Origin of the sequence: Chitinophaga sp. H8, assembly GCF_040567655.1 — a bacterium.
Lineage (GTDB): Bacteria > Bacteroidota > Bacteroidia > Chitinophagales > Chitinophagaceae > Chitinophaga > Chitinophaga defluvii.
The window spans coordinates 3,258,087-3,281,772 of record NZ_JBEXAC010000001.1; the positions used below are offsets into that span (position 1 = coordinate 3,258,087).

Here is a 23,686-nt window from a genome sequence, read left to right on the forward strand (position 1 = left end):
TAGCTTTGTGAAATACATTAACCATCTAATATACATTAACAACAAAACATAAACGCTAACAGCTAAAGGCTAACAGCTAATAGCTTAAAAAAAATGGTCAAACCGGAAAAATATATTACTACAACACGACCTTACCGCTGGCTGGTGAACAGAAGCAAAACGCTGGTGTTACCTGGCTTTGAGGGATTGTCATTGTATGCTGTGATTAAATTTTTCCTGAAGGAAACAAAAGATACAAGCCTGGGCGACCGGGCCGCAGCAATATCGTTCAACTTTTTACTGGCGATTCCTCCTTTCTTCATTTTCCTGTTTACACTGGTACCTTTTATTCCCATGAAAAATGTGGAAGCTACCTTATATGACCTGGCACTGGACCTCACTCCTAACTACAACATTTACCTGATCATACGGGATATGATCCATGACTTTTTATATACGCACCGGAATGGATTATTATCTATCGCCTTTCTGGCTGGTTTCTTTTATTCCTCCAATGGGGTAATGGGGATCATGCGCTCGTTTAATAAGTCGAAGCCGGGATTCCGGCAGCGCAAATGGTGGCAAAACCGCATTATGGCGCTGCAGCTGACTACCATCCTGGTATTGTTATTACTCATTACGGTGGCGCTCATCATTGCACAAGGCACCGTCCTGCGCTATATTTTTAACGAGTTGAATATAGAGAACACTTTTGTAAGATCTATTATTGATGTAGCCCGCTGGGTGCTCATTATACTCCTGTTCTTTTTTATCAATTCCTTTATTTACCGCTTTGGCCCGGCTACTACCAAGCGATGGAAATTCATTACGGCAGGCGCTACTTTTTCTACTGTATTTATGATCCTGGTAACACTGGGGTTTTCCTACTTTGTTAACAATTTTGGTGCCTATAACAAGATCTATGGCTCTATTGGTACCATCCTCATCTTAATGCTGTGGATCTATTTTAATTCTTTTATCCTATTGGTAGGTTTTGAATTAAATGCCAGCATCCGTACCCTGAAGGAAATGGCTAAAGAGGAGGAATCTTATTGATAATTATAGGTAATATCCAGTTCCTCAAAGTTGATATCCAAAAAACTGATTGCAGCACCGGATGTTGCGGTGTTGCTGATATGCAGCGGAAGCCCCTGCTCATTATATGTCATATTTTGAACAACATTGTTGCTGCTATAATCCTGCGCTAAAAATTGCCACACGGGGTGCAAGCGTAGCATATTGACTTTATCATCATAGGTGATCTGATGCCCGGGTTTATCAAATTGCCCTATCAGCTGCCGGTTACCCTGCTCATCATACAAATATTTAAGATCCCATACCACACCGCCATCTTTAACAAAAGTTATTTTCCTGCGGGTCATTCTGTCCTGTACATCATATTCATACTCAGAGGTAAACGCAAGATCAGTACCTGGTCCTGTGGTCAGTTTTCCAAACATATACATGGTGTCCTTCACAATTCTCTTTTTATCATCATAACCATAGCGATACCACATTTCAGCACCACCTGCTGTATAAACACCTATACAATCCGTCAACCGGTCCTGCTTATCATACCGGAACAAATAGTTAGGAGAACTGGTATCCACACCAGACTTGGTTAAACTAACCGGAAACCCTTTACTGTTGTATGCTACAGTAAAGGAATCCAGCTTCCCGTGAATATTACCCTTCAATTTCACAATCTGGTATGGCCCTGCCCCATGGGAATAATCAGGGATACTTCTACACCCAACGGCCAATAACAAAAAAGTACACAGCGCTGTAAAGCATGCTATTGTGGAAGACATTTTCATATGTAACGCTTTAATGGATACATAAATGGGTTATTACTGCAAGTACTGAGATGCTGGCTCCTCAGGTTAATAAGATAACGTCCATACAGGTTGTTCTCAGTTGATAGAAAATGTATACTGAAAATATAACTAAAATAACATATCTCAAAGGGAAAAATGAAATGTTGCAAAACAAGTATTCATTCCCCTGAAAGACTGCTGTATGATTGCAGTACTTTGCTTACCAGGCATTTATATTATAAATTTTTATTTTGCGATAATTTTTTATATTTTCCTGTTTGAATCAGCCGTATTTTGTCCTGACCCGGGGCGTTTACCTGAAAACCATCTACTATGATAAAAACCACCTGTTATTTAGCTATTGGCACCCTTTTCCTGACATCGTGGTTACCCGTCTCTGCCTCTCTGGAGATTGGAGCATCTATTCCCAAAGCAGATGAAAAACTGCGGGATATTTCCGGCAAAGATGTATCCCTGAATAGTGCTAAAAGAGGCAATGGGTTGCTGGTCATATTCTCTGGCAACAGCTGCCCTTATGTAATACGCAATCAGCAACGTACCAGCAACATCTGTAACTATGCACATAAAAACAATATCGGGGTAATACTGGTAAATGCCAATGAGGCGATACGTAATGAAGGAGAGTCCTTACAGGCCATGAAAGCATATGCTGCCCAGCAGCATTATAACTGGTTTTATGTATTGGATAAAAATGCAGTCATAGCAGACGCCTTTGATGCTAACCATACACCGGAATGTTTCCTGTTTGATAAAAACGGGCGTTTGGTATACAAAGGCGGGATAGATGATAATCCCGGCAATGAATCGGCTGTAAAAGCCCAATATCTTCAAAATGCAGTCAATAACCTGCTGTCAGGTAATGGTATTGCTGTGAATACTACTAATTCACTGGGATGCAGTATTAAAAGACAACGAAATTAACAGCGTAGATTATTGTCCTACCAGGAATACGGCATTACTAAACAGCAGCTTTCCGTTTTCCCAGAAACTTCTGAAAAGCGGGTTATCTGCAAGAATTACAACTGCTCCGCTGCCAAGGTCCTTCACCCCAAATAACAAGCCGTCCTGCAAACGCATACGGGTATCAGCCCCTACAAAACCGCTGAGGTAATTATCCTTTTTGATCACTCCTACATTCCAACCATCATTTTCAAGAAACTCATACAGCTTATTATCCTGCCTCAGGGTATAGTAAATGTCCGGGTACCCAAATGCCAGCGGATGCGTTTTGTCCATTTGTACCTTATAGATCGCACCGGGGATGAACTGTTTTACGCTTTCCCGCTCCCGGTTGGCATATGTTTTCAAGGCACTATAGGTATCCTTCTTATCATCCTTATCAGCTTCTTTTTTCTTTAGTCTGATTCCCCAGTCTTCTTCTGCCAGCTGTGCTACTGTACCTTCCAGGGCAATAAGCCTGCCTCCTCCGGAAACCCAATCCTTTAAGCGTGTGGTCATCTTTTTATCAGACAAACATTCATAGGTACCATCAGGAAGGATCAATACATCTATTCCCTTCAGATCTACTTCATCCAGTTCTTTCTGATCTACAACAGCAACCGGATAATCGATCTGCTGTTCAAAGAAATGCCAGATCTCGCCCATACCCAGGGAAGAAACTCCTTTTCCGGCAAGCACTACTATCTTAGGCTGGCGGATAAACCGGATCTTATCCGATCCGAAGTCCATCCCCTTATCTACAAAGCCAGTAGCCACGGCATCCAGGCTTACTTTGAATTTATTTGCCAGGCCGGTGACCAGTTTGTCAAACTGCGGCGTTACTTCTCCGTTGCCCGACCTGGTAATGACCAATGTACCTGCAGGGAAGTCTTTCCCACCCACAGAAAAGGGCACTTCGCTAAACCGCACTTTTACATCGGCCTGCAGGAGTGCAGATAAAAATTTCACATCTGTTACGCTGTTCCATCCGGAAAGGTAAGCATAGGGCTTCGCCGCCGTTAAGGCACTGTTATTCCGCAGTTCCGGCGTATCAGTAGCAGGCGTAAGTGTTTGTTTCACGGCATAAGCCTGTAGCCCGTATACATAGGGTAATGACCAGGCAGTAATATCATAGGTAACAGAATCTGTCAGGCGGGAAGTAGGTTCAAATAATACTGTCAGCATATTAGACCTGGGCTGATAAGCACTCAGTACCAGGTCTTCTTTTTCAATGGTAAAGTTTTCCGTTTTGCCTGTAAAATAGTTGAACCCGCTAGACTGCCGGGTAGTGGCGCCATATCCGAAGGCGATATCATTTTTACGCAGCAGCTCTGCAAGCGCATGTAGTTTTTCCGTATTCCCCGTAGCCTTTATTACATATCCTTTATAGCTGCCTGGCGGATTACGTTTGGCTGTTTCAAAATACTTTACGAATTCATCACGGATCTTATCAGCATTCAGGGAGGCCACTTCTATAGTAGATAAGCCGGTGATATGATGATGTGCAATCCTGTCTTTAAGGGTAAGGGTATCCCCGTCATTTTTCAACACGGCTACCCCACTGTGGCCACCGCCCCCCTGCTCATAAGTCATCCCTACCGCACCATTGTAGGTAGGATAGGTATCACCGTAGCTGGGGTAAAAGAGGTCGAACCGTTCTTTTGTAAAATACAGCCAGCCTTCATGATCAAAGTATTTCGCGTTGTTCTTTCCAATCATTGTCTGCAGTTCCCGTTGCCAGGGGGTAATCACATCATGCAAAGGTTCTGCCGCCGGAGCAAAGTAATACGGTGCATCGATATCCTGTTCATGAAAGTCTACATGTACTTCAGGCAGCCATTGATTATACCTGCTTACCCGTTGTTGTGATTCTATCTGTGTTTGCCAGGCCCAATCCCGGTTCAGGTCAAAATAATAATGATTGGAACGCCCATTGGGCCATGGTTCCATATGTTCCCGGCTATAACGTTGTACATCCGGCTTTTTGCTGCGTACGCTATTATAAAAGTTCACGTAACGCTCACGCCCATCGGGATTAAGGCAGGGATCTATGATCACGATGGTATTTTGCAGCCATTGCTGTGTTTGGGTATTGGCTTTATTGACCAGCTCATATAATGTTTTCATGGCCGCTTCTGTGGATACCGCTTCATTACCGTGTACATTATAGCTCAGCCATACTATTACCGGATCTCCGGGATTTTTCCCTCCTCTGGCGGCTGCAATATCCAGGTGATGTTTTCTGATCTCGTCCAGCCGGGAAAAATTAGCCGGAGAAGCCACCACTGCATAATACAAAGGCCGTCCTTCGTAGGTATTACCATACTGCTCCAGCTTAACATTGCCGGCAGCCGCACTTACCTGCATAAAATATGCTATCACGCGGTGATGAGGCGTAAATTGTGTGCCCAACTGATAGCCCAGGAATTGTGATGGCGTAGGAATGGATTGGGAAAAACTCATTCCGGAAAAGGACGTTAGCAATAGTAGCGTGATGAGGTATTTGCGCATAGCCGTGTGATCATTTCGACTCCGAATATAGTATAAATAGTAATCGCTACCCCGCCCTTTACAGCATTCCTGCCCTGGCCATCCCCGGCGCCTTGTACAATTAATTTTACCGGGTTTGCAGTATGTCTTAATTTCGAATAAATAGCAGGATTATGCGCCGTATTATACTCATTGGGCTGGTCATCTTATGTAAATATAGTGCCTATGCCCAGCAGCCACTGGCAGGTTTTAACCCATATGCCTATACTATTGACAAAACAGGTACATTTAAGCAGGGAGCGGTTGTATCTGCCCATCCGCTGGCCAGCCAGGCCGGTAATCTGATCCTGCAGCAGGGCGGCAATGCAGTAGATGCCGCCATTGCCACACAGCTGGCATTGGCAGTAGTATATCCCGGAGCGGGCAACCTGGGCGGAGGAGGTTTTCTGGTGGCCCATCTAAAAAATGGTAAAAATATCGCCATCGACTATCGCGAAACTGCGCCTGATAAAGCCGGGCGGGATATGTACCTGGATGCACAGGGTAATGCCAATACTACCCTGAGCCAGGATGGGCATCTGGCGGCCGGTATTCCGGGCACCGTTGCCGGATTATTTGCCTCTATGAAATATGCTTCCCTCCCCTTCTCCAAACTGATCGAGCCTGCTATCCTGCTGGCCGAAAAAGGGTTTGCCATCAGCGAGGGAGAGGCCCAAAGCCTGAATGCCCATAAAGCCAAATTTATCCGGCTCAATACAACTCATCCCATAGCGTTTGTAAAAGCACAACCCTGGAAAGCTGGTGATACGCTGATTCAAAAAGAACTGGCACGCACCCTCCAACTTGTTAAAGCCAAAGGCGCTGCGGGCTTTTATACCGGAGAAACGGCCCACAAAATCGTAGCAGAAATGAAAAGAGGCCGGGGGATCATTACCCTGGATGACCTTAAAAAATATAAGGCTAAAGAAAGAATTCCTGTTGTATTTAACTACAAAGGCTATACCATCGTAACCATGCCTCCGCCTTCCAGTGGTGGTATCTGCCTGCAGCAAATGATGGGTATGGTGGAACAATATCCACTGGCCACTTATGGCTTCCAGTCGCCACAGGCCGTGCAATTAATGGTGGAAGCAGAACGCCGTGCCTATGCCGACAGAGCGGAATACATGGGAGATGCTGACTTTGTAAAAGTACCTGCTGCCCAACTGGTACAACCTGCCTACCTGAAAAGCCGGATGAAAGATTTTGTATCCGCAAAGGCAGGTAACAGCGAAAAACTGAAGGCGGGGCAGCTATTACCCGAAAGTGAAGAAACCACACACCTCTGTGTAGTAGATGCTGCTGGCAATGCCGTATCTGTTACCACTACCCTTAACGGCAGCTATGGCAGTAATGTGGTAGTGGGTGGCGCCGGCTTTTTATTAAATAATGAGATGGATGACTTCAGTATAAAACCCGGTGTACCCAATATGTACGGTCTGGTAGGTTCAGAAGCCAATGCAATAGCTCCCGGAAAACGTATGCTCAGCTCTATGACGCCCACTATCGTACTGCAGCAACAACATCCCATACTGGTAACAGGTACTCCGGGAGGCTCTACCATTATCACCTCCGTGTTTCAAACACTACTGAATATACTCGAGTTTAACCTCTCACCGGAAGAAGCGGTCAATAAGCCTAAATTCCATCACCAATGGCTTCCTGATCAAATAGATGTGGAAAAAGATTTTCCGGAAAGCACTATTATGGCATTGGAGCAAATGGGTTATAAGGTAGTGAAACGGGACGCTATCGGCCGTACGGAAGTGATTAAAATAAATACTAATCGTACCCTGGAAGCGGTAGGCGATAAACGCGGGGATGATAGCGTGGCGGGGCAGTAGCAGCTTTTAGCAGTTAGCTGTTAGCTTTTAGGGATTGTGTTTTGTTGTTAAATAGTTGTTGCTGTAATAAATTAACTAAACCGTTGCTGGAGGTTTGCTTTAGTCATTCATGCCTGCATGACGTGGCTAAAGGCTAATAGCCAACAGCTAAAAGCTAAAAAATATGTCTTTAGGAAACTTGTATCTGGAAAGCGCCCAAAAAAGGCTGCTGTATTACAAAACGCTGGGAGATAAAACCTTTGAACAGCTTAACGGGGAGCAATTGCACTGGCAACCTGCCGGAGCTCCCAACAGCATTTACCTGATAGTTAAACATATTCATGGTAATATGCTTTCCCGGTGGACGGATTTCCTGACCACTGATGGGGAAAAGCCCGGACGGGACCGGGATGCTGAATTTGTGGAAACATCTGCTACCAAAGAAGAAATTCTGGCCATGTGGACAGCCGGATGGGATTGTATGATACAGGCTATCAGCAGCCTGACAGCTGACGACCTGGAAAAAACCGTCTATATCCGGAAGGAACCACACGCTGTACTGGATGCCATTAACCGGCAGGTAAGCCATATTCCTTACCATGTAGGACAAATTGTTTACATTGGTAAAATGATCCGGGGAGATAACTGGGAAAGCCTTTCTATTCCCAAAGGGCAATCACAACAATATAATCAGGAAAAATTTGGCAAGTAATTTTCGAACTATGAGGGGCATACTACGTAAGGCGCTATTGCTGTGGTGCCTGGTACTGGCTGTCAGCGCCTGTAATTCCGGCAAAACCAATGAGCTGCTGATCCATAAAAAGTGGCGGGTATACGATGTAAAAGTTCCGCCCAACGATCCGTACAATAGTACACAGGTAAACCAGGCAGCGGAACTTAAAAAAGGGTATTATACCGATGTGTATTACCAGTTCCTGGACAACAACCTCTTTATCGCCACCAATGCCGGTGTACCGGATTCCGGCAGATACCAGCTGCTCAGTAATGGAAAAATCATTTCTATTACTTCGGCCAATGGTTCCCGGAATGCTGAACATCTTTTAACAGTCGTAAAATTGGACAAGGATCACTTTGATATGAAAGTAGTATCCGGTGATTATCACTTTATACTATGTACTAAAAAAGACTAATCTACGATGCTTTCAACTGGAATTACACCCGGCAGAACGGTGCAAACAGCAGACAGGAACAGTTTGTTCTTTTCCGGTTTTTCCTACCTGGGCATGCATGTCCATCCGGAGTTCAGGAGGCAGCTCACAGCTGGTATTGCTCAATATGGCACTGTATTCCCATCCTCCAGAGCCGGTAACGTCCGGCTGAGCGTATACGAAGAAACGGAGCATGCCCTGGCAGTATGGATGCATCAGCAATCTGCTGCTGTTGTCTCCTCCGGCTTCCTGGCCGGACAGGCAGCTATTCATTATGCTCACACTAAAGGACAGTTGCTGTATGCACCCCAATCACATCCTGCCCTATGGTATAATAATCCCACATTGCCGGATATACCATATGAACAATGGGCAGGAGAAATGCTGGAAAAAATAAACGCTGCTGCCGACCATACCTTTGTGGTGGTAACGGATGCAGTAAGCCCGCTTACCAGTACGGTATATGATTTTGGCTGGCTGTATGAAGTAACCCGTAAAGTGCTCGTAGTCATTGACGATTCGCATGGAGTGGGTGTTTTAGGAGCACATGGCCAGGGCATCAGCTATACCCTTCCGCAAACCGAACATGTCAGGTATCTCCTAACCGCTTCCCTGGCAAAAGCATTCAGTATACCGGGAGGTGTCATAACCGGCCATGCTGCTGATATTGCAGCGCTTAAAAAGCACCCGTTTTTTACAGCCAGCACGCCCATGATGCCGGCAGGGGCCTATGCCTTTCTCCAATGCAAGCCCTTGTTTGTAACGCAACGGGAAACCCTTTGTAAAAACATTGCGCACCTGTTGCAGCTGGCTAAAAACATGCCGCTGCTACACAACCCGCAGAAGTTACCCATATTTCTCCTGCAGCCTGGTAATGGGGTGCCTGATATTACCACCTATCTGGCCGCAAGGGATATTGTTATTTCTTCCTTTGCTTATCCTTACCCGCACAGTCCGCATGTAAACCGTGTGGTGCTGTCGGCCCTGCATGAGCCGGAAGATATAACACTGCTCTATCGCTTCCTGGAGGAAAGTCAAAGCGCATAATATAAACGTAATCCATTACCCAACGTCATTCAAAAACAGCCTATGACCAAAAGTATTCTTTGCCTGTTATTTTTCACCGGAGTATGTCTGTTATCCGGTCAGGCACAGCCAGTTAAGAAAGCGCCGGTACCGAAAACATCACTTTTATGGAAGATTTCCAGCAACGGGCTTACGCAGCCGTCTTATCTTTACGGCACCTTTCATATTCTCTGTAAAGAAGACCTTTCTTTTTCGCCTGCTGCACTCGCTGCATTTAAAGCTACCAAAACACTGTATCTGGAAATAGATATGGACGATCCTCAGTTGTTATTCAAAATGGGACAATCCATGATGATGCCGGAAGGGTATTCTTTTAAACAATTATTCAAAGCAGCAGATTACGCAATACTGGAAAAGTATTGCAAAGATTCTACCGGTATGGACATCAGCGTATTTGATAAAATGAAACCATTAGCGGTGATGTCGCTCCTGATACAACAATCTTTTTCCTGTAAGACGGCCAGCTGTGAGGCAGCGCTGATGCAAATGGCTAAACAGCAACAGAAATCTATTAAAGGGCTGGAAGCACTGGAAGACCAGATAAGATTGTTTGATAGTATTCCGGATACAGAAGAAGCAGCGATCATCATGAAAATGATTACTGAGAAAGATTCCAGAGTGCTGAACAGGAAAATGGTAGCCGCCTATAAACAGCAGGACATCAACAAGCTGTATGAATACATGCTGCAGGCCCCTGACTGGATGCAGTTTAAAGATGCATTACTGGACAGGCGTAACAGCAACTGGATTCCGGTAATTACGGCGCAGGCCAAACGCAAACCTACCTTTTTTGCCTGCGGAGCAGGGCATCTGCCAGGAGAAAAAGGAGTGATCAGACTTTTACAGGAACAAGGCTATAAAGTAGAACCCATCAGATAAGCTATACATGATAACGGGCAGGTAGCCATGCATTTTATATGACTACCTGCCCCGTTATTATTATCTCCTTACCCTGTTACCCCTTTTTCTTCACCTTCAGCAATCGTATCTCAATGACGTAAGTGCCTGCTTTTTTGATATGGAACTCAAACAGCGGATTAGCACTATAGCCTGTTTTAGGATCCAGCCCTGGTATACTTGGGCTCAATGTTATAAACTGGCTGGGTACCCGGTAATACATCAGAAAATTATACGTTGGTATTTTCTTGATGGGAAATGGTGTGATTTCAAAATTACAGATCATGGAAGTATCTGTATTTACAATCGGATGGAACCTCGCATAGTTTTCAAAAGTGGGCCGGTCCCCTCTTTTAATGATCTCCCCATTTTTAGGATTAAATGGTTTCCCATCCTCATCCACAATTTTCAGGATAGCGTGATGACCTGTATCTGAAACAGCAGTGATTGTAATCTTGGGATTACCGATAGGTACGACTGTACCTGTAAAATCCTGGAATGCATTATTACCCTGTGCATTGATGGTATAACGCTCCCCATCCATGGTATGGATAATCCCCACGTTTTTATAGGTTCTTACCCCCGCCACATTGGATACTTCAATATCAAATTCGTAGTCTGTATCTACCGGCAAACTATCAGTGGCACCATTAAATACGAACTGTCCGCTGGATAAAAACTGGAACGGCTGCATATTTTTCAGTTCCCTTTTTGCATTCACCTGCTCAATGGTAGTATCCACATCGGGATCTACAGCTTCCTTATATACGTATACCGGGTATTCCTTAAAAAACTCTTCCGCCCTTTTACCAGTTCCCACTTTACGTATATCCAGCAGTTTTACAGTAATAGGCACCGTAGTACCATCCATAGACAATGCGGCTGTTTTTTGAAAAGCGATGCCCCGTTCTACCAATATGGGAGAGTCTGAATAATAGATCCCATCACTTAAATATCCTTCGTCTATCTTCTTACAGCCCGCAAGGAGCAGTACTGCTGCCGTGGCGGTATAGAACAGGTGTTTCATTTTATATATACCTGACATGTTGATTATTTTTTTGATGAATGAAATCATTATCTCCAGTAAAAAGCATGCTGGTTATTAATGACGTGGAGCAGCCCTGTTTGTGTGATGATACCGGATGTTTGCACTTCCTCATCCTTATCCCACATTTCCTTGGGATAATCCTGGGGACGGGGATCCGGGTCCAGTCCATCTATGATCTTGATAATATGCAGGAACCGGGGGCGCTGGCTGATGATATCATCATAATCAATAGACTCTACCAGTTTGATGGCAAACTCCTCTCCTACCATATTTTTATACAGCTGGTTGCTAAGGCTCAGGTTTTCCCGGCTGATCACCTCTTTGAACATATAGGCACGCAAAGAATCCTTCAGTTCATTCACCGGAAAGCTATCAATCGTATACTTGATATTCTCATCATTATACCTGAGCTGTACTTCGGTCGTTCTCTTTAACAGCAGTGAGCGGATGGAATAATCCGTAGGCGCAAAGAAAGTGACTTTACCATTGATCTCGTCCTTCATACCAGCATGGTCTATTAACTGTACGAGGGTATCAAACAAAGGTTTGGATTTTAAGTAATCATAAGTAGTCATTTCTACTTTAGGATTTATTTTGCTGCCCCCGGTCAGATAGTTATCCTTTTTACAGGAGGCCACCAATGCCAGCACCAGTAGCAACAGGCAGGTATATTTTGCGGTATTTAAATACGTGTAGTTCATAATCTTTTTTTTAAAGGATGTTACCCACATTTACTTCACTTTTCCTTCCCAGAATCTGTTTTGCCGAAGTACATAGTTGTTCACAAACAGCTTGCGTGCCACCGGCCATTTCCAGCCTTCCTGGTCATAACGGGCAGTACCAAAAACGCCTCCCGCTTCTGTTTTCAGGAATCCGGTTCTTACCAGATCGTACCAGCGCTGTCCCTCACAAAAGAGTTCGCGGCTGCGTTCCCTGAATATTTCCTCGTATAATCCTTCATCATCCCCTTCATAGGCGGATGCACCAGCGCGGGTACTTACTGCCGCCAGATCAGTACGGGCTGCCCCATACTGTCCGAGTTTGGCGTTTGCTTCTGCACGCAACAGCAATACATCTGCATACCGGAACAGGATGATGTTGGCATCTACTGCTGCCAGTGAATAGGTAGCCAGGTCTTTATAGAATATGTTTTCTGCATTCAGCCCTGCATACTTGGTAAGGATAGAAGTATTATCTGAAGTAAAAACAAAGTTGTAGTAATACCGGTAGTCGTTCCGGCCCTCATACAGGTCGTCAATCAGTTCCTTTTTCAGTACCCCATTCTGTGTAGTTTTACCTTTTATATAAGGTTGCATCAGACACTTGTAATAAAATCCGCTTTGTGTTTGTTGTTCACTTTGTCCTACCTGCATATTGATTTCAAAAATGCCTTCATCCGATTTTCCCTTAAACAGTTTTACAAATTCGGTACTATCTACCAGGCGGTATTTATGGCTTTGCTGGATCGCATCTACTGCCGCAATTGCTTTGGTCAGATTTTGGTTATCCGCACCTTTATTCAAAAAATCTTTCCACATGTATACATGTGCCAGCAAAGCATAGGCAGCACCTTTATTAGCACGAACTGCTTTTTCAGCGCCATCCAGATAGTCCCATGGCAATAGGCTGATGGCCTGCTGCAAATCATTGATACAAGTATCCAAAACTGTTTTTTCGCTTGTTCGGCCCACATTCTGCGCGTGAGCAGGATCTTCATCATAGGTAGTTACCAACGGTACGTCTCCCCATAACCTCACCATATAGAAATAGCTGAATGCACGCAGGAACAGTGCCTCACCAAGTATTTTATTACGGGTAGCCACTGGCTCGTGGGTAAACTTATTATCCGGGATGGTGGGCACATGATGCAAGATGATATTGGCCTGGGTAACCACGCGGAAATAAGGAGACCAGTCGTGATAATCTTCCAGGTAATCCCCTATGAAGGAAGCATTACTAAATCCCTTTCCACCGGTGATCAGAAAATCCAGGTCATACTGGTTAAATCTGTCAAATTCGAAAGCAGTCAGATCTCCATAAGAGAAATGCGACATATTACCACCAAAAGCAGTATTGACGGTCAATGCTTTTCTTAATAAAGCATATCCCCCCGCAAGGCCCTGTAAAGCATCTTTTTCATCTTTCCAGAACACTTCGTTATAAGGAGAATTGATAGGGTCCTGTTCCAACAGCTTTTTACAGGAAACCATCGGCGCCAGTAGTATGACAGCTGTAATGGCAAAGAATATATATTTAAGACATTTCATAATAGCTCACTTTAAAAATTAGAGACCAACATTTACACCCAGCGTAAACTTGCGCGGAATAGGATACCCCGTACCAGTATATACCCCCAGTTCATTCACTGCTTCTGCATCCGGCACAGTAGAGCGCTGGAAAGTGTGCAGGTTATCAATCACGCTATAAATCTGGAGGTTACGCATTTTAATACGGTCCAGGAATTTGCGTGGAAAGGTGTAGGAAAGGTTTATGTATTTGATACGGGCATAGTTACCGTTTTCAATGTAAGCAGAAGAGAATGGCAGGAACTGATAATAGTTATCACCATAAGGGTTCAGCTCGGCAAATTTGCTGCCTTCTCCTTCTTTCTGCCAGGTGCCTAATTTACTCAGGTCTGTAGCCGCAATAAAGGACAGGTTGTTCTGATATCCCTGCAGGCGGTCAGAAATATATTTATTAAAAATTTCCCTGCCCATCAGGAAATTCACGGATATTTCGAGGCTAAAATTTTTATAGCTGAAGGTATTGGTGAAACCTCCCGTAATGCGGGGGTTCGGGTTGCCGGTACGCACCCGGTCATTCCAATCCCATACATCAAAATCGCCATTCTGATCCTGCCAGATATAATCCCCCGCCTTCACAGTATGGCTTCCTCCCCAATAGGTCAGTTTTTCACCAGTCAAAGGATTAAAGGGGATATCCTTTTCATTCGCATACACCCCATTGCTTTGTATCAGGTAAAACTCGTTGATAGGGCGGCCTTTCGTGAGTAAATACACCATTCCGGTATTAGGATCTTCTACCACCAGGTCACGGTTGCCATTAGGGAGGCCGGTGATCTGATTTTTAACAGCTGACAAAATCAGGCGGCTGTTCCATTGAAAGGGACTTTCAGGTGATAAGATGCGGCCATAGAGATTTAACTCCCAACCAATGTTGCGCACACTTACGGAGTTCGTATTTACTTTATCGTATCCACTGGTAGCAGGCAGCAGCAAGTCAAACAGCCCTTTGGTTTTTCCGCGGTTGAATACATCCGCAGTAATGGTTAAACGATTTTTAAAGAATGCTGCGTCCACACCAATATTGGATTGTACAGACTGTTCCCAGGTTAATCCGTTCTGCGCCACCCCACCTTTAAAGTTGGGCGTTACCGCATTGATGCCATTATAGGTGATCGCATCCGAGCCACCATAACCGCCCTGGTTAATCGCATAGGTATTGAATGGCATATAGTAACCACCTGGTAAAGTACCTGTTACCCCATAGCTGCCGCGCAGTTTAAATGCATCCACCCATTTTTTCAGTGGCGCAGCAAATGGTTCATCGGTGATATTCCAGCCAGCAGAAAAGGAGGGGAAATATCCCCAGCGGCTATTTGCCCCAAAGCGGGAAGAAGCATCTGCACGCCAGGCTACAGACAGCAGGTATTTTTCACGGTAGTCGTAGTTAACCCTGGCAAAAAATGACAGCAGTCCAGCCGACTGGTAATTTGATCCTGTGATCAACCCATCATATGGATCTCTCAACAGGAAGTTCCGGGGTTCAATCCCTTGTACTACTTTCACATTATCATTACTGATAGCCGCACCACCTACCCCGGTATATGCATTTTTAACATAGTTGATACTATTGCCCAATAATACATTAAGGTGATTTTCCTTATTGAAAATGTCTGTAGTATAACTTAACGTGTTATCAAGGTTAAGATTCTCATACTGGCTCTTGCTGCTCTGCGCATAAGAAGCCCCTGCCGCATTCAATATTCCCGGACGGAAGATATCCCGGGAGCTGACGCTGCTTTGTATAGAGCCGATTGCAGCAAAGCGGAGCTTTGAAGTAATATCATAATTCAGGGTGAGGCTTCCCGTTACATCGTCATTGATGTTCTTATCACGACCGGATTTTAAGTCGCCTGTATAATTCAGTATATCTATTTCTGACAGATTAAACAGGGAGGAGGGAAACTGGCCCTGGTATAATTTAAGTGCATCCTCCCAGGGAAACTGCCCTCTACCCCTGGAGCGGTCTCCGCGGCTTAAACGAAACAATGCATCCACGCTTACTTTGGAGCTCATTTTCATGCCCATGGCAGCAGAAACCGTATAGCGCTTGTACCCTGTTCCTTTAATAATACCATCTTCATTAAAATAGTTGCCGCTTACCCGGTAGTTAATACTCTCTGTAGCACCGGCTACTGACAGGTCTACGTTTTGTACAATCCCACTGCGGTAAAAGAGATCCTGCCAGTCTGTAGCACCGGAAAAAGCAGGATTTAAACTATCGGTGAGCATCATCGGCAACACACCCGCCCGGTCGTAAGGTGCCCTATCGCGGATATAGTCCAGCTTATACCTTCGTTCTTCTGCCCCAATAATAAAATGTTCATACTTGGGTTTTTCCGTAATCCCGGCGTAGGTAGAGAAATTGATCTGAGGGGTACCAATTTTTCCACGTTTGGTTTTCAGGATCACTACCCCATTAGCGCCCCGGGAGCCATAAATAGCCGCCGCCGAAGCATCTTTCAGAATATCTATGGATTCAATATCATTCGGATTAATACCGGCGATATAGTTGGTACCGGTATTATCAAATGCAGCAGCATCATCCAGGGATACAGGAATACCATCTATTACAAACAGTGGCGTGCTTAATGCCCTTGCCCGGTCTACATTTCTGGAAACAGCCGTATTACCCCGTATTACAAAAGAGCTTCTTACACCAGGTTCTCCGGTGTAGTTCTGGACATTCAAGCCCGCTACTTTACCTTGCAGCAACTGATCAAAACTGGGAGAAGGCAGGTTTTCAATTTCCTTGCCTTTAACACTGGATACTGCCGCTGTAACGGTTTTACGCTTTACCTCCTGGTATCCGATCACTACTACATCTTTCAGGCTTTTGGCATCAGGTTTTAATACCACCTGGTAGTCTGTTTCACTATCTACTGTCAGATTTTTGGTTTCAAAGCCTATGAATGAAACAATCAATTTGGGGTTACTCCCTTTCAATTGCAGGGTAAATTTCCCATCAGGAGTGGTCACTGTACCATTGTTAGTACCTGCTTCCCTTACGGATACGCCAGGTAAGCCCTGGCCTGTGTTGTCTTTTACGACACCGGTAATTTTTCGCTGCTGGGCCCATAAGGAAAGCGATAGGAGGCCCATTAGTGCCAGCATTAGCCACTTTTTGTGCATAGATTCTGGTTTAGAGTTAGACTTAGATAATTGATTCGGGTAGTCCTTCAGGTAGCGGCATAGCTACCCGGCACTGTGTTGTTCACTGTTTTTTGTTCACTGTTCTAGTTTACCTGATTGTTGACGTTGCTACTTTTAGTTGTTCACTGTTTGTTCACTGTTCGGTTGACCTGATTCCTGACTTTGGTTTATTTACTATTCGAATAACAAATGCTTACTTCCGGTTACGGGCTACTTTTTTAGCGGTTGGCTTTTGATTTTTAAGACTTGTTCACTGTACTACTCAACGGGAGGTAAAGTATAAACCTTAAACTTTTGTTAAAAGAGGGAGGGTACAAATAGGAAGAATCTATTACAAATCATACCCGTCTAAAAATCCTATTCGGTCAAAATACTAGTATTCAACAATTTAGGCAGGCCATTTTCTCTTACAGCCACCGTTATAAGTACTATTTACTATCATACTATGTTAATAAAATATCATAACAAATCTGCCAGATGACACATTTATGACAAATTCATATTTATCAGGCACGAAAGGTTGCTCACATTTATGAAGAGGAGCAGCTGGACAAACCTGTTTTTACCGGATACTGGTTTGTTCATTTAGCCGTTATAACAAAAGTGGGATGTGCTAACGGTAGAGTATATACCGTTGAAGGAGGTATTCCTTTCATTTAAAGGAATTTAGCTGTTAGAAAGTGGTATTTAGTTATTTTTGCCTGATAAATATGGTTAGCTGAAAAAAGTACGCAAAATATTATCTATTGTCCTCCTGAGTTTGTTGGGCCTCATAGTACTTATTGGCATTCTTGTTAATATCCCGGTAGTCCAAAACTTCCTGGTTCATGAGGTAACAGTCCGGCTTTCAGAGCAACTAAAAACCAGGGTTGAAATCCGGAAGGTAAATCTGCGCCTGTTCAACAGTATGCAACTGGAAGGCACCCTTATTGAGGACCAGCATAAAGATACTTTGTTGTATGCCGGTAATTTACAGGTGCGCATTACGGATTGGTTCTTTTTTCAGGAGAAACCCATCATCAAGTATGTGGGTTTGGCCAATGCGAAAGTAAATCTTACCCGCCACCGGAATGATTCCCTCTGGAACTACCAGTTTATCATAGATGCATTTACCCCCACCACACCGGATACCAGTAAGCAATCTGGTAAAGGTATTGCCATAGATCTCAAAAAGCTGGACTTACGTAATACCAGTATCAATAAGGTGGATGCCTGGGTAGGAGAAGATATGCGGGTATCCGCCAAACGGATTTACCTGGATGCGAAAAACCTGGACCTTCAGAAACATAATATCGATATCCAGGAACTCCTGCTGGACCAGCCCACTTTTATCATCACCAGCTATGATCCGTCTCCCCTCCGGCAAAAAAAGCCGGTTCAACAGGATACTTCCCCTGTTGCGGATACTTCCACCGGACCTCCCCAGCTACGCTGGAACAATGCCAACTGGCGGCTGCTGGTAAAAGAGCTGAATATCAAAAACGGGTTGTTTGGAGTGGATCATTTAGGTGATACTACTCCTGTAGAAGCCGGTTATTTTGCACCGCATCATATCCGCTTTAGTGATATTAATCTCTCCCTCGTCAACACCAGCCTGGTAAAAGACAGTATTTACGGCGACCTTACCCTGCGTACAAAAGAAAGAAGCGGATTTGAGGTAAAGCAACTCACCAGCAGATTTAAGATGTCGCCCGTGGAAATGGAGTTTTCGCAGATGGACCTGATCACGAACAGAAGCCATTTGCGGGATTACTATACCATGCAGTATGAAGATTTTAGCAGTATGGGCGATTATATCAACGAGGTATATATGCGTGCGCATTTTAAAGACAGCAAACTCTCGTCTGATGACATTGCCTATTTTGCACCCACGTTGGCTACCTGGAAAAAGGAGATTGCGTTGAACGGTGATGTAAGAGGCCCTGTAAGCAACCTGAAAGCCAGCAATATTGATTTGCAGGCCGGCACCACTACCCGGCTCCGGGGTAGTGTAGATATGAGGGGGCTTCCGGTTATCAACGAAACCTTTATCGATTTTCACGCAGAAGAATTGCAAACGAATGGGAATGATGTTATACAAATATTTCCTTCCCTGAAACATATCGATCCTGTTCGCCTGGACCGGGTAACTGCCCTTAGTTTCCAGGGAAGCTTTACCGGATTCGTGAATGACTTTGTTGCTTATGGAAAATTCCAGACTAACCTGGGCAACCTCAGCTCGGATCTCAACTTTAAAACCAGCGGGGATGTACCGGTATATTCAGGTAGCCTTGCCACGACCAAATTCAACCTGGGCGCCTTGCTGAATGAACCGGATATTTCCACCCTTTCGCTGAGTGCAAAGGTTAATGGAGCAGGCTTTAACTTCAAAACGCTGAAAGCATCCGTAGACGCCAACATACAGGAAATAAACCTGTTTGGTTATAACTATCAGAATATTAAAACGAACGGGGATCTGACTAAAAAGTTCTTTAATGGATCTTTAACGGCGAATGATCCCAACCTGGATATGGACTTTGCCGGGACCATTGATTTTAATGCCGCTTTGCCCGTATTCAGATTCAATTCGCAAATCCGCCATGCAGATCTGAAAGCCCTTCATCTTACAGAAGATTCTATCCGGTTGCAGGCAATGCTGGACTTAAATTTTGCAGGTAGCAATATTGATAACTTTGATGGTATTGCCAGGGTTCATGAAGTATCAGCCTTTAAAAATAATAAAAGGCTGGAATTTGACTCCCTGATGATATCCACGCATACGGTCAACAATGAAAAGACACTCAATATTGCCGGTAGCGAAATGGCCGGGTATGTAAAAGGGACTTATAGTTTCATGGATCTGCCCAATGCGTTCCAGTTGTTGTTAAACAAATATTATCCCAGCTATTTTAAATCCCCTCCTCCTATCAATATGGGGCAGGATTTCAGCTTTGCTTTTGAATTTGGGGAAGTCGATAAACTGCTCAATGGATATACCAATCTGATTTCCGGTTTTAATGAGACGAAGATAGAAGGCTCACTGAATACAATGAGCGGGCAGGTATCGCTGAATGTGGCTATACCGGAAGGCGCTTATCAGCAATACCAGTTACAGGACGTACAGTTAAAAGCTACCGGCAATTTTAATAAAATAGATGTAAGCACCACTATCGGCAAAGTACTATCGGGCAGTAATGTAATATTGAAAAACCCATTGATCATGGCCAGCTCCAGTCATGATACCTCTTTCATCAAAGTGGACCTTCAGGCAGAAGATACCACCTCACTGGACGGATTCTATGCGCGGGTAATAACAGTAGGTGATGGGGTGAAGATCAACTTTCTGAATAGTGCCTTTACGGTAAATGAACGGCAGTGGAATGTAACTCCCGGTAATGAAATTTATTGGAGCACTCACTTTCTTACTGTCAAGAACCTGCGTGTAACCCGTAACAACCAGAGTATTACGGTAGAAACCAATGAATTTAATCCGGATGAATCACGTTTCATCGTCAGTCTTAAAAACCTGATATTGTCTGACGTAATCCCGGCCCAGCTTGTTACCACCCGTATTGAAGGGATGGCAGACGGCGTCATTAATATTTCCGATCCTACCCATAACCTGGATATCACCGCAGATATTACCGCCCGGCAGTTGCGGGTAGAGAATGATTCCATTGGCACTGTCACCATCAATGGAGGTTATGCACAGCGTGACGGGAATGCCACTTTTACGGTAAAGTCTGATAATATCGGTAAAAGCTTTCTGGTAGATGCCAGCGTAGGTTTATCCGCCACCAACAAAGCACTGGCAGCCACTGTAGATCTCAATGGCACCTCTATCAGTTTGCTGGAGAAATACCTGAGTGGCCATGTAACCGAGCTTACCGGTACTGCCACCGGAAAAGTAACAGTAGGCGGCACTACAGACCGCCCCTCTGTAAAAGGACAGTTGAAACTTGATACGGTAGGATTAACGGTAAATTACCTGGGTACTCATTACCAGATTCCTTTGCTGAACGTGAACATTGACGACAACCTGATTGAGTTTGGCAATTTCAGCCTGGTAGATAAGAACAAAAGTGTGGCCACCGCCAGCGGCTATATCAGTCATGACCACTTTGAAAAACTGAATTTCGACTTTGACGTTACCGGGCGCAAGTTTATATTTATGAGTACCACAGCAGACGACAGCGATCTCTTTTACGGGGATGTGGTAGCCGATGGAAAAGTGTATTTCTCCGGCCCGCTGAACGATCTGCAATTGCATGTAATAGCCCGTCCTATTAAAGGCACTCATTTTTATCTTCCTATTTCCGACAGTAAGGATATTGGTAAATATGACTATATCACCTTTAAAACCTATGGTAAGGAAATCAAGGAAAAGAAGAAAAAAGACAACGTAAAACTGAATATCAAACTGGATATTGCCGCCAATCCTGATGCACAGATCGATGTGATCCTGGATGCTACTACCGGTGATATCATTTCTGCCAATGGAACAGGTAATCTGCAGATCAATGTAAATACAGAAGGCGACTTCAGTATGTTTGGCAACTATGAAATCAATAATGGTACCTATACTTTTACTTTCCAGCGTTTAACCAGCTGGAAATTTGATATAGAAAAGAACAGCAGCATCAGCTGGAACGGAGATCCACGGGAAGCGAAAATGAATATCACGGCCAAATACTCGCTGCCTAAGGTAAGCCTGTATAACCTGGCCGGACCTACCGGATCAGTAAGCAGTGATAAGCTGGCCACCCGTCAGGAAAGAGTGGATATTCTGATCAACCTGCGGGGCGCCCTGATGAAGCCTGATATTGCCTATGAAATAGGCTTACCTGATGTGGGAACGCTTTCTTATGAAAGCGGCGTTGCTGCCAAACTGAAGGAAATAAATCAGGATCAGAATAAGGCCCTGCTACAAATGTATGGATTGCTTTTATCCAACCAGTTTTTACCAGATGATGCCAATGGTGGAGGAGCCAATGTGGCCGTTACCGGTAAAAACAGTGTAGGGCAGGCATTATCTGCACAGGCTTCTGCCATCTTAAATAATCTTGCAGGCACATTACTGAAAAACAGTGGCATCGGTATCAATCTGGGATACCGGGCCTATAATATAGGCAACCAGGATAATTCTTCTATTGACCGTAACCAGGTAACCGCGGGGATCACCAGTACCTTATTCAATAACCGTTTCCGGTTGTATGCCGGTGGGGATTATGATTGGGGACAGGCTGCCGCCAATGCCAATGCCAATCGTTTTGCAGGCGACTTCCGACTGGAATACCTGCTCACACCGGATGGCAGGATCAGGGTCAATGCCTTCAGCAAAAGTGATTATGATGTTTACAACCTGGCCAACAGGGTAAAATCGGGCCTGGGCATTTCTTATGTAAGGGAGTATAATAAATTCATTGAATTATTCCGGGACCAGCAACGGAACCGTATCGCCGACTCCCTCCGGCGCCGGGCAGCAGCACTCCGCGTCCTCCCAACCGACACGTCAAAAACACCGGGAGATACTACCAGGCCGTAATAAAAAGAACAGCTATTTATAAAAAAAGCCAGCCTGAAAGTAGGTTACTTTCCGGCCGGCCCTTATAGTTGAGTAGGTCGTTTTCAGTATTAGTCCTTCATGATCTCATGCCCCAGTTTGTCCCGCTTGGTTTTCAGGTAAAACTCATTGTGCGGATTAGCATGTACTTCAATAGGTACATTTTCAACGATTTCCAGTCCATATCCTTTTAAACCGGCACGTTTCCGTGGGTTATTGGTCATCAGGCGTATTTTGGAAATATTCAAATGACGGAGAATCTGTGCCCCCACGCCATAATCACGTTCATCCATTTTAAAGCCCAGTTCCAGGTTGGCCTGAACGGTATCCCGTCCTTCTTCCTGCAATTTATAGGCTTTCAATTTATTGGTAAGTCCTATACCTCTTCCTTCCTGGTTCATGTAAAGGATCAGGCCTTTGCCTTCTTCCTCAACCATTTCCATCGCTGCGTGCAGTTGTTCGCCACAGTCGCACCGGAGGGAGTGCAGGATATCACCGGTAAAGCAGGAAGAGTGTACCCTTACCAGTACCGGCTCATCTTTTTCCCAGTCGCCTTTCTTCAGCGCCATGTGCATTTCTCCGGAATTGAGTTGTTTAAAAGCGATCAGCTCAAAATTGCCGTATTTGGTAGGCATCTGTACCCTTACTTCTTCTTCAATCAGGGTTTCATGTGCCAGGCAGTAAGCGATCAGGTCTTTAATAGAAATTAGCTTCAGGTCAAATTTTGCTGCGATTTCGCGGAGTTGGGGTAAGCGGGCCATAGAGCCATCCTCATTCATGATCTCCACCAATACGCCCGCTGGTTCAAACCCTGCCAGTCTGGCCAGGTCAATAGTAGCTTCTGTATGGCCGGCTCTGCGTAATACCCCGCCTTTCTTGGCTTTCAGCGGAAAGATATGACCGGGTTTTCCCAGAAATTCAGGTTTGGTATCCGGATTGATTAATGCCTGTACGGTTTTGGCCCTGTCATGAGCAGAAATTCCGGTAGTGCAGCCATGGCCCAGTAGATCCACGGAAACGGTAAAGGGCGTTTGATGTAAAGCTGTATTGTCGCGTACCATCAGCTCCAGTCCCAGTTCTTCGCAACGCTCTTCTACCAGTGGTGCGCAGATCAGTCCGCGCCCATGTGTACTCATAAAGTTGATGATTTCGGGGGTTACATTACGGGCTGCCGTAATAAAATCCCCTTCATTTTCGCGGTCTTCATCATCCACTACGATCACCAGTTTACCCTTCTTTATATCTTCTATCGCATCTGTTATCTTATCTAACATATATTATGTTGTTCAAAAATGTTGAATGCGCAAAGTTACTACATATAATATTATGTGAAATGCTCCGGCCCCTATCCCTTCCGATAAATGACATCCAGCACATAAA

Annotated in this window: 15 protein-coding genes; 8 read left to right on the forward strand and 7 right to left on the reverse strand. The window is 44.6% G+C overall.

The features are described 5' to 3' along the window. The first annotated feature begins 93 nt into the window (after positions 1 to 93). Positions 94 to 1,035, forward strand: coding sequence for a YihY/virulence factor BrkB family protein (locus ABR189_RS12420; RefSeq protein ID WP_354660818.1), 942 nt, complete (start codon positions 94 to 96; stop codon positions 1,033 to 1,035). On the opposite strand, the gene ABR189_RS12425 is transcribed toward ABR189_RS12420, so the two are convergent. Beyond that, positions 1,029 to 1,796, reverse strand: coding sequence for a hypothetical protein (locus ABR189_RS12425; RefSeq protein ID WP_354660819.1), 768 nt, complete (start codon positions 1,794 to 1,796; stop codon positions 1,029 to 1,031). The genes ABR189_RS12420 and ABR189_RS12425 overlap by 7 nt on opposite strands. 333 nt (positions 1,797 to 2,129) lie before the next feature. Here ABR189_RS12425 and ABR189_RS12430 point away from each other — a divergent pair, with 333 nt between their 5' ends. Continuing rightward, entirely contained in the window at positions 2,130 to 2,738 is a 609-nt protein-coding gene (locus ABR189_RS12430) for a redoxin family protein (RefSeq protein WP_354660820.1), read from the forward strand. A 9-nt stretch (positions 2,739 to 2,747) separates the two neighbouring features. Here ABR189_RS12430 and ABR189_RS12435 read toward each other — a convergent pair whose 3' ends face one another. Continuing rightward, positions 2,748 to 5,219 carry a M14 family metallopeptidase gene (locus tag ABR189_RS12435; RefSeq protein WP_354660821.1) on the reverse strand — a complete coding sequence of 824 codons (2,472 nt, stop codon included), beginning with the start codon at positions 5,217 to 5,219 and terminating at the stop codon, positions 2,748 to 2,750. Positions 5,220 to 5,419: 200 nt separating this feature from the next. Here ABR189_RS12435 and ggt point away from each other — a divergent pair, with 200 nt between their 5' ends. The 5 genes from ggt to ABR189_RS12460 all read left to right on the forward strand — a co-directional run bounded on the left by ggt (position 5,420) and on the right by ABR189_RS12460 (position 10,242). Further along, the gene (gene ggt / locus ABR189_RS12440; protein WP_354660822.1) at positions 5,420 to 7,129 is read left to right on the forward strand and encodes a gamma-glutamyltransferase; all 1,710 of its coding nucleotides are present in this window, start codon (positions 5,420 to 5,422) and stop codon (positions 7,127 to 7,129) included. Positions 7,130 to 7,292: 163 nt separating this feature from the next. Further along, positions 7,293 to 7,820: a DUF1572 family protein gene (locus tag ABR189_RS12445; protein ID WP_354660823.1), complete on the forward strand. Its 528-nt coding sequence runs from the start codon at positions 7,293 to 7,295 to the stop codon at positions 7,818 to 7,820. Positions 7,821 to 7,830: 10 nt separating this feature from the next. Further along, positions 7,831 to 8,259: a hypothetical protein gene (locus ABR189_RS12450; protein ID WP_354660824.1), complete on the forward strand. Its 429-nt coding sequence runs from the start codon at positions 7,831 to 7,833 to the stop codon at positions 8,257 to 8,259. A 6-nt stretch (positions 8,260 to 8,265) separates the two neighbouring features. After that, complete coding sequence (locus ABR189_RS12455) at positions 8,266 to 9,324, forward strand: aminotransferase class I/II-fold pyridoxal phosphate-dependent enzyme (RefSeq protein ID WP_354660825.1); 1,059 nt, start codon at positions 8,266 to 8,268, stop codon at positions 9,322 to 9,324. Positions 9,325 to 9,366: 42 nt separating this feature from the next. Next, positions 9,367 to 10,242 (forward strand): TraB/GumN family protein, encoded by an 876-nt coding sequence (locus ABR189_RS12460; RefSeq protein WP_354660826.1) that lies wholly within the window; start codon positions 9,367 to 9,369, stop codon positions 10,240 to 10,242. 76 nt (positions 10,243 to 10,318) lie between these two features. On the opposite strand, the gene ABR189_RS12465 is transcribed toward ABR189_RS12460, so the two are convergent. The 4 genes from ABR189_RS12465 to ABR189_RS12480 are packed head-to-tail and all read right to left on the reverse strand — an operon-like array spanning position 10,319 to position 16,743. After that, complete coding sequence (locus ABR189_RS12465; RefSeq protein WP_354660827.1) at positions 10,319 to 11,305, reverse strand: DUF5007 domain-containing protein; 987 nt, start codon at positions 11,303 to 11,305, stop codon at positions 10,319 to 10,321. Positions 11,306 to 11,334: 29 nt separating this feature from the next. Next, positions 11,335 to 12,009, reverse strand: coding sequence for a fasciclin domain-containing protein (locus tag ABR189_RS12470; protein ID WP_354660828.1), 675 nt, complete (start codon positions 12,007 to 12,009; stop codon positions 11,335 to 11,337). A gap of 30 nt (positions 12,010 to 12,039) precedes the next feature. Then, positions 12,040 to 13,575 (reverse strand): RagB/SusD family nutrient uptake outer membrane protein, encoded by a 1,536-nt coding sequence (locus ABR189_RS12475; RefSeq protein ID WP_354660829.1) that lies wholly within the window; start codon positions 13,573 to 13,575, stop codon positions 12,040 to 12,042. A gap of 18 nt (positions 13,576 to 13,593) precedes the next feature. Further along, the gene (locus tag ABR189_RS12480; protein WP_354660830.1) at positions 13,594 to 16,743 is read right to left on the reverse strand and encodes a SusC/RagA family TonB-linked outer membrane protein; all 3,150 of its coding nucleotides are present in this window, start codon (positions 16,741 to 16,743) and stop codon (positions 13,594 to 13,596) included. A gap of 781 nt (positions 16,744 to 17,524) precedes the next feature. On the opposite strand from ABR189_RS12480, the gene ABR189_RS12485 reads away from it, so the two are divergent. Continuing rightward, entirely contained in the window at positions 17,525 to 22,288 is a 4,764-nt protein-coding gene (locus ABR189_RS12485) for a translocation/assembly module TamB domain-containing protein (protein ID WP_354660831.1), read from the forward strand. An 89-nt stretch (positions 22,289 to 22,377) separates the two neighbouring features. On the opposite strand, the gene ABR189_RS12490 is transcribed toward ABR189_RS12485, so the two are convergent. Beyond that, positions 22,378 to 23,580 carry a bifunctional 3,4-dihydroxy-2-butanone-4-phosphate synthase/GTP cyclohydrolase II gene (locus ABR189_RS12490; protein WP_354660832.1) on the reverse strand — a complete coding sequence of 401 codons (1,203 nt, stop codon included), beginning with the start codon at positions 23,578 to 23,580 and terminating at the stop codon, positions 22,378 to 22,380. Positions 23,581 to 23,686: the final 106 nt, after the last annotated feature.

What these genes read in the sequence shown, in the direction of transcription:
- ABR189_RS12450 (WP_354660824.1), top strand. Translation starts at nt 7,831, where the DNA reads ATGAGGGGCATACTACGTAAGGCGCTATTGCTGTGGTGCCTGGTACTG.
- ABR189_RS12425 (WP_354660819.1), bottom strand. Translation starts at nt 1,796, where the DNA reads ATGAAAATGTCTTCCACAATAGCATGCTTTACAGCGCTGTGTACTTTT.
- ABR189_RS12460 (WP_354660826.1), top strand. Translation starts at nt 9,367, where the DNA reads ATGACCAAAAGTATTCTTTGCCTGTTATTTTTCACCGGAGTATGTCTG.
- ABR189_RS12435 (WP_354660821.1), bottom strand. Translation starts at nt 5,219, where the DNA reads ATGAGTTTTTCCCAATCCATTCCTACGCCATCACAATTCCTGGGCTAT.
- ABR189_RS12475 (WP_354660829.1), bottom strand. Translation starts at nt 13,575, where the DNA reads ATGAAATGTCTTAAATATATATTCTTTGCCATTACAGCTGTCATACTA.
- ABR189_RS12445 (WP_354660823.1), top strand. Translation starts at nt 7,293, where the DNA reads ATGTCTTTAGGAAACTTGTATCTGGAAAGCGCCCAAAAAAGGCTGCTG.
- ABR189_RS12465 (WP_354660827.1), bottom strand. Translation starts at nt 11,305, where the DNA reads ATGTCAGGTATATATAAAATGAAACACCTGTTCTATACCGCCACGGCA.
- ABR189_RS12480 (WP_354660830.1), bottom strand. Translation starts at nt 16,743, where the DNA reads ATGCACAAAAAGTGGCTAATGCTGGCACTAATGGGCCTCCTATCGCTT.
- ABR189_RS12420 (WP_354660818.1), top strand. Translation starts at nt 94, where the DNA reads ATGGTCAAACCGGAAAAATATATTACTACAACACGACCTTACCGCTGG.
- ABR189_RS12455 (WP_354660825.1), top strand. Translation starts at nt 8,266, where the DNA reads ATGCTTTCAACTGGAATTACACCCGGCAGAACGGTGCAAACAGCAGAC.
- ABR189_RS12470 (WP_354660828.1), bottom strand. Translation starts at nt 12,009, where the DNA reads ATGAACTACACGTATTTAAATACCGCAAAATATACCTGCCTGTTGCTA.
- ggt (WP_354660822.1), top strand. Translation starts at nt 5,420, where the DNA reads ATGCGCCGTATTATACTCATTGGGCTGGTCATCTTATGTAAATATAGT.
- ABR189_RS12490 (WP_354660832.1), bottom strand. Translation starts at nt 23,580, where the DNA reads ATGTTAGATAAGATAACAGATGCGATAGAAGATATAAAGAAGGGTAAA.
- ABR189_RS12430 (WP_354660820.1), top strand. Translation starts at nt 2,130, where the DNA reads ATGATAAAAACCACCTGTTATTTAGCTATTGGCACCCTTTTCCTGACA.